Annotated in this window: 9 protein-coding genes; 2 read left to right on the top strand and 7 right to left on the bottom strand. The window is 69.1% G+C overall.

What is annotated here, in order from left to right:
- Positions 1 to 94 precede the first annotated feature (94 nt).
- The 7 genes from kdsA to WT97_RS26280 all read right to left on the bottom strand — a co-directional run bounded on the left by kdsA (position 95) and on the right by WT97_RS26280 (position 9,233).
- A complete protein-coding gene (gene kdsA, locus WT97_RS26310) occupies positions 95 to 949 on the bottom strand; it encodes a 3-deoxy-8-phosphooctulonate synthase (protein ID WP_047898480.1) in 855 nt (284 codons plus the stop codon).
- Entirely contained in the window at positions 946 to 2,604 is a 1,659-nt protein-coding gene (locus WT97_RS26305; RefSeq protein ID WP_059790498.1) for a CTP synthase, read from the bottom strand. Before WT97_RS26305 ends, kdsA begins: the two co-directional genes overlap by 4 nt.
- Before the next feature lie 180 nt (positions 2,605 to 2,784).
- Positions 2,785 to 3,630, bottom strand: a complete 846-nt coding sequence (locus WT97_RS26300; RefSeq protein WP_059505778.1) for an alpha/beta fold hydrolase — start codon at positions 3,628 to 3,630, stop codon at positions 2,785 to 2,787.
- Between the two features lie 187 nt (positions 3,631 to 3,817).
- Entirely contained in the window at positions 3,818 to 6,316 is a 2,499-nt protein-coding gene (locus WT97_RS26295; RefSeq protein ID WP_060354667.1) for a DNA internalization-related competence protein ComEC/Rec2, read from the bottom strand.
- 57 nt (positions 6,317 to 6,373) lie between these two features.
- The gene (locus WT97_RS26290; RefSeq protein ID WP_059505774.1) at positions 6,374 to 7,162 is read right to left on the bottom strand and encodes a TatD family hydrolase; all 789 of its coding nucleotides are present in this window, start codon (positions 7,160 to 7,162) and stop codon (positions 6,374 to 6,376) included.
- A gap of 66 nt (positions 7,163 to 7,228) precedes the next feature.
- Entirely contained in the window at positions 7,229 to 7,987 is a 759-nt protein-coding gene (lolD, locus tag WT97_RS26285) for a lipoprotein-releasing ABC transporter ATP-binding protein LolD (protein WP_077175848.1), read from the bottom strand.
- Complete coding sequence (locus WT97_RS26280; protein ID WP_059505772.1) at positions 7,980 to 9,233, bottom strand: lipoprotein-releasing ABC transporter permease subunit; 1,254 nt, start codon at positions 9,231 to 9,233, stop codon at positions 7,980 to 7,982. Before WT97_RS26280 ends, lolD begins: the two co-directional genes overlap by 8 nt.
- Positions 9,234 to 9,382: 149 nt before the next feature.
- Between WT97_RS26280 and WT97_RS26275 the strand changes: the two genes are divergently transcribed.
- Together WT97_RS26275 and recJ are read left to right on the top strand one after the other, a co-directional pair.
- Positions 9,383 to 10,459: a hypothetical protein gene (locus WT97_RS26275; RefSeq protein WP_060354666.1), complete on the top strand. Its 1,077-nt coding sequence runs from the start codon at positions 9,383 to 9,385 to the stop codon at positions 10,457 to 10,459.
- A gap of 14 nt (positions 10,460 to 10,473) precedes the next feature.
- Positions 10,474 to 12,171: a single-stranded-DNA-specific exonuclease RecJ gene (gene recJ / locus WT97_RS26270; RefSeq protein WP_059505768.1), complete on the top strand. Its 1,698-nt coding sequence runs from the start codon at positions 10,474 to 10,476 to the stop codon at positions 12,169 to 12,171.
- Positions 12,172 to 12,292: the final 121 nt, after the last annotated feature.

Here is a 12,292-nt window from a genome sequence, read left to right as displayed (position 1 = left end):
AGAATGACGATGGATTCTTCAAACTGCGACGGCGTGCGGGCCGGAACCGCTTTCGCTACAGACGCGCAAAGCCGTCGCAAGGTTCATTCGATCTTTAATTGAAATCGTTTTCCAGGAACGGGTTGCGCTTCACCGCCTGGTCGAGTGTGACGAGCGTCTCCAGCAACGCACCCATCCGGTTCAGCGGCACCGCGTTCGGGCCGTCCGACTTCGCCTCGGCCGGATTCGGATGCGTTTCCATGAAAAGGCCCGCGACGCCCGTCGCGACCGCCGCACGTGCGAGCACCGGCACGAATTCGCGCTGGCCGCCCGAGCTCGTGCCCTGGCCGCCCGGCAACTGCACCGAGTGGGTCGCATCGAACACGACCGGCGCGTTCGTCTCGCGCATGATCGCGAGCGAACGCATGTCCGACACGAGATTGTTGTAGCCGAACGAGACGCCGCGCTCGCACGCCATGAAACGGTCTTCCGACAGACCGGCTTCACGTGCTGCGTCGCGCGCCTTGTCGATCACGTTCTTCATGTCGTGCGGCGCGAGGAACTGGCCCTTCTTGATGTTGACGGGCTTGCCCGAGCGCGCGCATGCATGGATGAAATCGGTCTGACGGCACAGGAACGCGGGCGTCTGCAGCACGTCGACGACCGACGCGACCTGCTCGATCTCGTCGATCGAATGCACGTCCGTCAGCACCGGCAGGCCGAGCTGGCGCTTCACCTCGGACAGGATCCGCAGGCCCTCGTCCATTCCGAGGCCGCGAAACGATTTGCCCGAGCTGCGGTTTGCCTTGTCGTAGGACGACTTGTAGATGAACGGAACGTTCAGCTTCTCGCAGATCTCCTTCAGGCGGCCGGCCGTGTCGATCGTCATTTGCTCCGATTCGACGACGCAGGTACCCGCGATCAGGAAGAAAGGCTTGTCGAGACCGACCTCGAAATCGCACAGCTTCATGCTTGCACTCCGCGCGCTTGCTTGTTGGCGAGCGCGGCTTCGACGAACGACTTGAACAGCGGATGACCGTCACGCGGCGTGGACGTGAATTCCGGGTGGAACTGGACGCCGACGAACCACGGGTGCATCGAGCGCGGCAGCTCCATCATTTCCGGCAGATCCTCGCTCGGGGTACGGGCGCTGATGATAAGGCCGCCGGCTTCGAGCTGGGGCACGAAGCGGTTATTGACTTCATAACGGTGGCGATGGCGCTCGTTCACGTCCTTGCCGTAGATTTCTTCCGCCATCGTGCCCGGCTTGATCGGGCAGCGCTGCGAACCCAGGCGCATCGTGCCGCCGAGGTCGGATTCCTCGGTGCGCGTCTCGACCTTGCCTTCGCGGTCGTACCATTCGGTGATCAGCGCGACCACACGCTCCGGCGTGTCCGGATCGAATTCCGTGCTGTTCGCCTGCTTCAGGCCGACGACGTCGCGCGCGAATTCGATCACCGCGAGCTGCATGCCGAGGCAGATGCCGAGGTACGGCACCTTCGACTCGCGCGCATAGCGGACCGCCGCGATCTTGCCTTCCGTGCCGCGACGGCCGAAACCGCCCGGCACCAGCACGGCGTCGAGATGCTTCAGGCTGTCGACACCGTTCGCCTCGAGCTCTTCCGAATCGATGTACTCGATGTTGACCTTGGTCGACGTGTGGATCGACGCATGGCGCAGCGCCTCGATCAGCGACTTGTACGACTCGGTCAGGTCGACGTACTTGCCGACCATGCCGATCGTCACTTCGTGCTTCGGGTTCTCGAGCTTTTCGACGAGCGTCGACCACATGCTCAGGTCGGCGTCCTTCGGCGACAGCTTCAGCTCTTCGCAGATGATCCGGTCGAGGCCCTGGTCGTGCAGCATCTGCGGAATCTTGTAGATGCTGTCGGCGTCCCACACCGAGATCACGGCGTCTTCGGGCACGTTCGAGAACATCGAGATCTTCTTCGATTCGTCGTCGGGGATGCGGCGATCCGCACGGCACAGCAGCACGTGCGGCAAGATGCCGATCTCGCGCAGCTTCTGCACGCTGTGCTGGGTCGGCTTCGTCTTCAGCTCGCCGGCCGTCGCGACGTACGGCACGAGCGTCAGGTGCACGAAGCACGCGCTGTTGCGGCCGAGGCGCAGGCTCATCTGGCGCGCGGCCTCGAGGAACGGCAGCGATTCGATGTCGCCGACCGTGCCGCCGATCTCGACGATCGCGACGTCCGGCTCGCCGCAGGTGGCCGATGCCGCCCCGCGCTCGATGAACGCCTGGATTTCGTTCGTGATGTGCGGAATCACCTGCACGGTCTTGCCGAGATAGTCGCCGCGGCGTTCCTTGCGGATCACCGATTCGTAGATCTGGCCGGTCGTGAAGTTGTTGGCCTTGCGCATCTTCGTGCTGATGAAGCGCTCATAGTGGCCGAGGTCGAGGTCGGTCTCCGCTCCGTCTTCCGTCACGAATACTTCGCCGTGCTGAAACGGGCTCATCGTGCCGGGGTCGACGTTGATGTAGGGATCGAGTTTGAGGAGGGTGACTTTCAGACCGCGCGATTCGAGGATCGCGGCGAGAGAGGCGGCGGCAATACCCTTGCCGAGGGAAGAAACTACGCCGCCGGTGACGAAAACATATTTGGTCATCGCTGGATGCTCGCGGGAAAAACGGATTATACCGTAAAGCCCGCCCTTCTCTCAGCAATTGACGCGATGATCGCGCCCTTTCGTGCCGAGCCGCACCAACCGTGCGCGCCGGTGCGAACCGGCCGGCCGGTCGGCGCCGCGCGCATGCGCCGGCGGGCGTTCCTGCCGCCGGACGAAGCGTCAGGCGCGCCTCGCGATCGGCGCACCGGCCAGCGAAGCGCTGCCCTCTTCCGCCTTCAGCGAATTCAGCATCCGCTGCAATGCGCGGGCGGTCTCGATCGGCCGCTCCATCGGGAACAGGTGGCTCCCTTCGATCCATTCGATGCGCCCGCGCGTCGCACGGCGCGTCGCGTCGAGCCCGACCTGCCGGACCTCGCGCGAGCGCGTGCCGGCGAGAAAGCCGAGCGGCACCGGCGCGCCGTGCGCGAGCCGCGGGCCGAGCGTGTGCGGCAGCGTCCGGTAAATCAGGTATTCGACCTGCCGGTCGAACGCCAGCGCGCGCTCGCCGTCGGCGCCGGCCTGCGGGATCCCGTGGTCGATATAGTCGGCGAGCATCCGTTCGTCCCAGCGCGCGAACGCGGGCTTCTCGCGAAAGTGCCGCCAGACTTCGTCGCGGCTCATCCAGCGCGTGCGCCGGTTGCGCGTGGCCGCGGCCGGCGACAGCCGCTCGTCGAGCCCCGCCCACTGGCTCGCGCGCAGCGCGCCGGCACGCCAGCCCGCGATGATCGGCGAATCGATCATCACGACGCCGCGCACCCACTGCGGCTTCTTCAGCGCGGCCATCAACGACAGGTAGCCGCCGAGCGAATGGCCGACGAGCCAGACCGGGCGCTCGTAGCGGCTGCCGATGTCGTCGAGCAGTTGCTCGACGAGATGCGGCCAGTCGCGCGTCACCGGGTAGCGGCGGTCGTGACCGATCCGTTCGATGTAGCGCAGCTCGTAGTCGTCGGCCAGTTCGGCGAAGATCGTCCGGTATGTCGACGCCGGGAAGCCGTTCGCATGCGAGAAGTGGAGGATGTCCTTCAAATGCCGATGTCTCCTTTGTCGACGGGAGCGGGTGCTTCGGCACGTGCTCCCGTCCCATGCTTCGCGGCCGACGGAAGTGGGCGCTTCAGCTCTTGCGCCGATCCCATGCTTCGTATTCTGTCGGAACCGTGCTTCGGCACGCTACGCCAGCCCCGAGCTTCCGTCCCGATGCCGGCCTTCGCCGCGCTTACCGGTCCATCCAGTACCGGCGCCGTTCGTCGCGATAGCGCGCGAATGCAAACCCGGCGCCCGCCGGCGCGACGTCGAACCGCACGGCGCCGTCGCGATCGGTGCGCGGCAGCGGAATCCCGCGCGCCTCGTAGCGGGCGAGCACGGTCCGGTGCGGATGCCCGAAACGATTGCGATAGCCTACAGGAAATACCGCGACGCGCGGCCCGACCGAATCGAGGAAAGGCTCGACCGACGACGTGCGGCTGCCGTGGTGCGGAACGACCAGGATCTGCGCGGCGAGCGCGTCGCGCGCATCGGCGACCAGCCGGCGCTCGGCGGCGGCCTCGATGTCGCCCGTCAGCAGTGCCGACGTGCCGCCCGCATCGATGCGCAACACACACGATTGGCCGTTCGACGAACCCGTGCCCACCCCGCCCGGCGGCCACAGCACCGTGAAGACGACGCCGTCCCAGGTCCACCGCTGCCCGGCCGCGCACGGCAGCCGATCGGCCACGCCCGCCGCCTGCGCATCGCGCCACAGCCGGTGCCGCGGCGCAATGCCGGCCAGCAACTGGCGCACGTCGGCGGCCGCATAAACGGCCGCTGCGCCGCCCGCATGATCGGCATCCGCATGACTGAGTACCAGCGAATCGATCGTCGCGATGCCGCGCGCCCGCAACGCCGGCGCGACGATCCGCGTACCGGCGTGGGACGACTCCGCACCCGGCCCCGCATCGAACAGCAAGGTCCGCCGCGCGGTTTCGACCAGTACCGCCGCGCCCTGCCCGACGTCGAGCACGGTCAGCCGGAAGCCGCCCGCCGGCGGCGCATCCGGCGCCGGCGCGACGAGCGGCAGCCACGTCAGCGGCGCCGCCCAGCGCAGCGGCCAGCCGCGCGGCATCAGTGCCCACGCGACACCCACGCATGCCAGCACCAGCACCGGCCAGTCGGGCATGCGCAGCCAGAACACGCCGGCCGGCCAATCGGCCAGGTGCCCGAGCAACGTCATCATCGGTGCGAGCGCCGCGTGCGCTAGCCGAAAAGCAACCGTATCGAGCGGCGGCGGCAACGCGATGCCGGCCAGCACGACCGGCGTCACGACCGAGCTGACCCACGGAATCGCGAACGCATTGCCGAACGGCCCCGACAGCGAAACCTGCGCGAACCATGCGGCGGTGAGCGGCGCGAGCCCGATCGTCGCCGCGTACTGCACGCGCGTCGCCTCGGCGAAGCGCCGCCCGCAACGCATAGCCCACGCACGCAACCGGCTCCGCAAGCCGGCCGTGCCGCTTTCCGCGCCCGCTTCGTCGATCTCGTCGATCTCATCAGCCTCGCGCACCGCGCGCCAGCCGGCGACGGCCAGCAGGATCACCGCGACCGCACCGAACGACAGCCAGAACCCGGCCGACAGCACGGCCCACGGGTCGGCGAGCAGCACGCCGCCGAGCGCCACGCACAGCACCGCCGACGTCGGCACGCTGCGGCCAGCCAGATACGCGATGCCGCCGGCCGCGATCATCGACCACGCGCGCTGCGCCGGCACGTTGAAGCCGGCGAGCGCCGCATAGCCCGCCGCAGCGACCAGCGCGGCAAGCGCGGCCGCGTACGGCGCCGGCAGCACGAGCGTCGCGGCCCGTCCGCGCCAGCGCACGCGGCGCCAGACCATCGAAACGAGCCAGCCGGCGAGCGCACCGACCAGCCCGACATGGAGACCTGAAATCGCGACCAGATGGCTCGTGCCCGTGTTGCGCAGCACGCGCCAATCGTCGTCGCCGATACCCGACTGGTCGCCGATCGCCAGCGCGGCGACGATGCCGCGATGCGCCGCATCGGCGCCGAGCCCCTCGCCGATGCGTGCCCGCAGCATGTCGCGCACACGATCGATCGATGCGCGCCATCCCGATGCGCGCCCATCGAGCAATACCGCCCGACGCGGCGCGCTGACATAGCCGATCGCACGAATGCCCGCGGCGAGCCACGCCGCCTCGCTGTCGCGCACGCCGGGATTGGCCTCGGCATGCGGACGCTTGAGGCGTACGACGAAACGCCAGCGCTGGGCCGCACGCAAATCGGGCAGCGCATCGCGTGTCGCGGATGCGCCATACGCGCGCCACGACAACCGGATCAACGGCGGGAAACGGGTGAGCCCCGCATCATTCGATTCGACCGCGAACAGCAGCCGCGCACCTGTCTCGTCGACGACGGGCAGCCCGCGGATCACGCCCGTGACGACGATGTCGCGCCCTTCCCACTCGACAGGCAGACTGTCGCGCAGCCGCCATTCGGCTCGCGCGGCCGCATAGCCGAATCCCACGACGCAAGCCGCGACCGCGCACAACATCCATCCGCATACGACGACCGCACGCGTGCGCCGGCGACGCACGCACCACGCGCCCAGCGCCGCGCAGCCCGCGAGCACCGCTGCTCCGATCGTCCAAGCGATCGCCCCCGGCAACGCCGCCTGCCGCTGCAGCACGACGACGCCGAGCGCGAACGCGATCCACCACACGCGCATTCCGCCTCCTCGTCGACCCGGCGCCGCCCCTGCCCATGCGGCGCCTTCCGGCAACGATTATGCGGACGAAAGTGCGAGTCGCGGCAGCGCGGCGAGCGCGTTAGCCGAAGTGCATAGGGACAATTCGCCGGCATCGAGCCCGCGCAGTTCGGCGAGCACACCGCCGATGCGCGGCACCTGGTCGGGCGTATTGCGGGATTTGTATGCCCATTCGGGCGCGATGTCGGGCGCATCGGTCTCGACGACGAGCGCGTCGAGCGGCAATTCGGCGGCGAGCCGGCGGATCTGCCGCGCGCGCGTGAAGGTCACGTTGCCGCCGAAGCCGAGATGCAGCCCCTGCGCAAGATACGCGTCGGCCTGCTGGAAGCTGCCGTTGAACGCATGCGCGATGCCGCGCCGTACGCCGAAACGGCGCAGCCCGGCCAGCACGCGGTCCTGCGACTTGCGCACGTGGCACAGCACCGGCAGATCGAATTCCCGCGCCAGCCTGAGCTGGCCCTGGTAGAAGAGCTGCTGCCGGTCTTCGTCGAGGCCCGGCACGAAATAGTCGAGCCCGATCTCGCCGATCGCGACGAAACGCGGATCGTCGAGGCTCGCCTCGATCTCCATGCGCAGCCGATCGAGATCCGCGTCGCGCGCTTGCGGCGTATACATCGGATGGATGCCGAGCGCGTACACCGCGCCCGGCGTGCGATGCGCGAGTTCGCGCACCGTCGTGAAGTTGTCGCGCCCGATGCTCGGGATCACGACGCGCGACACGCCGGCCGCGCGCGCAGCCTGCGCGACCGCGTCGCGGTCGGCGTCGAACTCGGCGGCATCGAGATGGCAGTGCGTGTCGATCCACATGGCAGCGGTCCTGCGCCGTTGCGCCGTGCCGGACGAGCCGGCGGCCGGCCAAAGGCGCGTGGCTTCTTACACCGGCAGCGCCGGCTCCTCGTGCAGCACCCCGTCGCGCAACCGCATGATGCGGTCGCAGCGCGCGGCGAGATCGGGATCGTGCGTGACGATCACGAAACTCGTTTCGAGCGTCTCGGACAGCTCGAGCATCAGGTTGAACACCGTGTCGGCCGTCGTGCCGTCGAGGTTGCCGGTCGGCTCGTCGGCGAGCACGCACGCCGGCTTCGTGACCAGCGCGCGCGCGATCGCGACACGCTGCCGTTCGCCGCCCGACAGCTCGCCCGGCCGGTGCTTCGCACGCGGGCCGAGACCGACGCGTTCGAGCATCGCCTGTGCCTGTGCGCGCGCGTCCTCGGTCGTCATCCGGCGGATGCGCAGCGGCATCGCGACGTTGTCGAGCGCCGTGAACTCGGGCAGCAGGTGATGGAACTGGTAGACGAAGCCCAGCGCGCGGTTGCGCAGCTCGTTGCGCTCGCGCTCGGCGAGTTGCGTAAACGGCTTGCCGAGCAGCGACACCTCGCCGGCGCTCGGCTCGTCGAGCCCGCCCAGCACGTGCAGCAGCGTGCTCTTGCCGGAGCCCGACGCGCCGACGACCGCGAGCTTCTCGCCGCGCCGCACCGTCAGCTCGGTGTTGTTGAGCACCTGCACGTTGAAGCCGCCCTGCACGAACGCCTTCGTGATCCCGCGCGCCTGAAGCACGTATTCCTGCATACCTGCCGAATCCTGTCTGTTGTGTTGTCGTGAATCCGCGAATGCGGTCGCGCGGTCATTCATAGCGGAGCGCCTCCGCGGGTTTCACCTTCGCGCCGCGCCAGCTCGGATAGAGCGTGGCGACGGCCGACAGCGCGAACGCGATCAACCCGATCCGGATCACGTCGCTCGCGACGAGCTCGGACGGCAGTTCGCTGATGAAGTACACCGACGGCGGCAGGAACTGCACGCCGAACAGGTGCTCGATCATCGGGATCAGCCACGGGATGCTCCATGCGATCAGGCAGCCGAGCGCGACGCCGGACGCGGTGCCGACGAAGCCGATCGTCACGCCCTGCACGACGAAGATCTTCATGATCGACCCCGGCTGCGCGCCAAGCGTGCGCAGGATCGCGATGTCGGCCTGCTTGTTGGTCACCGTCATCACGAGCGACGACACGAGGTTGAACGCGGCCACCGCGATGATCAGCGTGAGGATGATGAACATCATCCGCTTCTCGATCTGCACGGCCGAGAACCACGTCTTGTTCTGCTGGGTCCAGTCGCGGATGTACAGGCTGCCCGACAGCGTCCGCGACAGCTCGAGCGCAACCTGCGGCGCCTTCTGCATGTCGGTGAGCCGCAGCCGCACGCCGGTCGGCGCGCTCATCCGGAACAACGCCTCGGCGTCGCGAATGTTGATCATCGCGAGCGTGCTGTCGTATTCGTAGTGGCCCGATTCGAACACGCCGACGACCGTGAACTGCTTCAGGCGCGGCATCATGCCGGCCGGCGTGATCGAGCCTTCGGGCGCGACGAGCGTGATCTTGTCGCCGACCGTCACGCCGAGGTTGCCGGCGAGCGCGTCGCCGAGCACGATGCCGAACTGGCCGGGCACGAGCGCGCCGAGCTGGCCGGCCTTCATGTCCTTGCCGATGTCGGACACCTGCGGTTCGAGCGCCGGCTCGATGCCGCGCAGCATCACGCCGCTCACCGAGTCCTGGCGCGTGAGCAGCGCCTGCGCGTCGACGTACGGCGCCGCGCCGATCACCGACGGATTGCGGCGCGCTTCCTGCGCGGTCAGCTGCCAGTCGGGCATCGAACCCGTCGGCGAGAACACCTCGACGTGCGCGAGCACCGACAGCATGCGGTCGCGCACTTCCTTCTGGAAGCCGTTCATCACCGACAGCACGACGATCAGCGCCGCGACGCCGAGCGCGATCCCGAGCATCGAGACGAGCGCGATGAAGGAAATGAAGCCGTTGCCGGTCGTGCGTTTGCCGGCGCGCGTGTAGCGCCAGCCGATTTGCCATTCGTACGGAAGTTTCAAGCGAATCCTTTCTGCTGGTTACGGCGGGGATGGCGGCCCGCGGCCGGACCGCCATCGGGCGGCGGTCGCCCGGGCGCGATCGAAAAAAACGGTCGCCGGACGCGAACGGGCCGTCAGCCGGCCCGATCACGCGCGCAGTTTGCCATACAATGCGCACCATCATGCACGACCGACGCCTCCATTTTCTCGTTCCGTTCGCGCTGCCGTCGGCGGCCGATGCGGCCTCGTCCCTGCACACACTGGACAGTCCCGCGCTCGGGAAGTTGCTCGCCCGCGCGAGCCTCGTCGAGCGCGTGGCCGGCGAGGACTTCCAGCGCACGCTGCCGCACGAGCGCTGGCTGGCAAGCCGGTTCGGCGCCACGCAGGGCAACGCCGCGGACGAGGCGCCGCTCGCGCCCTACATGCTGCTGGCCGACGGCGGCGATCCCGGCACGCACGCATGGGCGTGCGTCGAGCCCGTGCACGTCGAAATCGCGCACGATCACCTGGTGCTCGTCGATCCGGCCGCCCTCGCGCTCGACGACGGCGACGCAGCCGCGCTGCTCGCGGTTGCGCGGCCGCTGATCGAGGAGCTGGGCGTGCGGCTCGAAGCGCCGAACCCGGCGCGCTGGTATCTGTCGAGCGACCAGCTCGCGCGCCTCGCCGGCGCCGCGCCGCTGCGCGCCAGCGGCCGCAACATCGAGATCTGGTTGCCGCACGAGGCACATACGGGCGAGCGCTCGCGGATGTGGATAAAACTGCAGAATGAAGTGCAGATGGCGTGGTTCCAGCATCCGGTGAACGAAGCCCGCGAGGCCCGTGGGTTGCCGGCCGTCAATTCGATCTGGTTCCATGCACAGGGCACGCTGAAGCCGGTCGGCAAGCCGTTCTCGCGCGTGCTGTCCGCATCGCCCGCCGCACTCGGCCTCGCACGCGCCGCGCAAACCGAAGCCGGCCGCCCGCCCGCGACGTTCGGCGCGCTGCCGGCCGCCGATGGCGCGACGCTCGTCGAGCTGCCGGCGCTGACCGCCCCGTTCATCGAGCAGGACTGGGCGCGCTGGCACGACGGACTCGCCACGCTCGAACGCGACTGGTTCGCGCCGGCGCTCGCCGCGCTGCAGAACGGCGAGTTGGCGGCCGTCGATTTCACGCTGTGCGGCGACACGAGCTCCGTGACGCTGCACGCGACGCGCGGCGACCTGCGCAAGTTCTGGCGCCGCCGCGCGCTCGCCTCCCTGTTCGAATAACAACGCCAACCCGTATGACCCGGATCGTTACCCGCCCCGTCGCGCCCGCCGACGCCGAAGCGCTCGCGCGCCACGGCCTGCACCCCGTCCTCGCACGCCTGTACGCGTCGCGCGGCGTGCAGTCGCCCGCGGACATCGAGACCGCGCTCGCGCGCCTCGTGCCGCCCACCGAGCTGAAAGGCTGCGCCGATGCGGCGGTGCTGCTCGCCGACGCGATCGCCGACAAGCGGCGCCTGCTGGTCGTCGCCGACTACGACTGCGACGGCGCGACCGCCTGCGCGGTCGCGGTGCGCGGCTTGCGGATGTTCGGCGCGCAGATCGACTACCTGGTGCCGAATCGCTTCGAATACGGCTACGGCCTCACGCCCGAGATCGTCGAGCTCGCGGCCGCACGCAAGCCCGACCTGCTGATCACCGTCGACAACGGGATCGCGAGCGTCGCCGGCGTCGAAGCCGCGAACGCGCGCGGCATCGACGTGCTCGTGACCGACCACCACCTGCCCGGCGACGCGCTGCCCGCCGCGCGCGCGATCGTCAACCCGAACCAGCCGGGCTGCGCGTTCCCGAGCAAGCACCTCGCCGGCGTCGGCGTGATGTTCTACGTGCTGCTCGCGCTGCGCGCCGAGCTGCGCCGCCGCGGCGCGTTCGCGAGCAAGGAAGCCGAGCCGCGCCTCGACGGCCTGCTCGACCTCGTCGCGCTCGGCACCGTCGCCGACGTCGTGCGGCTCGACGGCAACAACCGCGTGCTCGTCGCGCAGGGGCTGCAGCGCATCCGCAACGGCCGCATGCAGCCGGGCGTCGCCGCGCTGTTCCGCGCCGCCGCGCGCGACGCGCGCACCGCGTCGGGCTTCGACCTCGGCTTCGGCCTCGGCCCGCGCCTGAACGCCGCCGGACGGCTGTCCGACATGTCGCTCGGCATCGAATGCCTGATCACCGACGACATCGGCCGCGCGTGGGATCTCGCGCAGCAGCTCGACGCGATGAACCGCGAGCGCCGCGAAATCGAGGCCGGCATGCAGCAGCAGGCGCTCGCCGATCTCGCCGACGTCGACCCGGCCGACGCATGCACGATCACGCTGTTCAATCCCGAGTGGCACCAGGGCGTGATCGGCATCGTCGCCGGCCGGCTCAAGGAAAAATTCCACCGCCCGTCGTTCACGTTCGCGCACGCCGACGACGAAGGCAAGCGGGTCAAGGGGTCCGGCCGGTCGATCGCGGGCTTCCACTTGCGCGACGCGCTCGACCTCGTCTCGAAACGCGAACCGGACCTGATCGTCGCGTTCGGCGGCCACGCGATGGCGGCCGGCCTCACGCTCGACACCGAAAACGTGCCGCGCTTCGCGGCCGCGTTCGAAGCCGTCGCGCGCGAATGGCTGTCCGACGACGCGCTCGCCCGCGTGATCGAGACCGACGGCGAACTCGAGGACGCGTACTTCACGCCGCAGTTCGTCGGCCTGCTCGACGAGGCCGTCTGGGGGCAAGGGTTTCCGGCCCCGCTTTTCTCGGGCGAATTCGACGTCGTGTCGCAGTCGCTCGTGAAGGAAAAGCACCTGAAGCTGCAGCTTGCGCGCGGTCGCCAGCGCTTCAATGCGATCTGGTTCAACCACACCGAGCCGCTGCCGGCGAGCGCGCTGGTCGCGTACCGGCTCGTCGCCGATACGTGGAACGGCGTCACGCGCGTCCAGTTGATCGTCGAACACGCGGCCGGCTGAGCACGCCACCCGGCCCGCGACGCGCCGCCGCACGCGTGCGCGCCGCGTCGGACGGGGCCGTCGACACGCGTGCAGGCACCGTTTGCGTCACCGGGCAACCCTGCCGATCGGCTATAATTCC

The organism is Burkholderia sp. MSMB1459WGS (assembly GCF_001534535.1).
Classification (GTDB): domain Bacteria; phylum Pseudomonadota; class Gammaproteobacteria; order Burkholderiales; family Burkholderiaceae; genus Burkholderia.
Note: the sequence above shows the minus strand (reverse complement) of the source record. Positions and strands in the feature narration are given on the sequence as shown.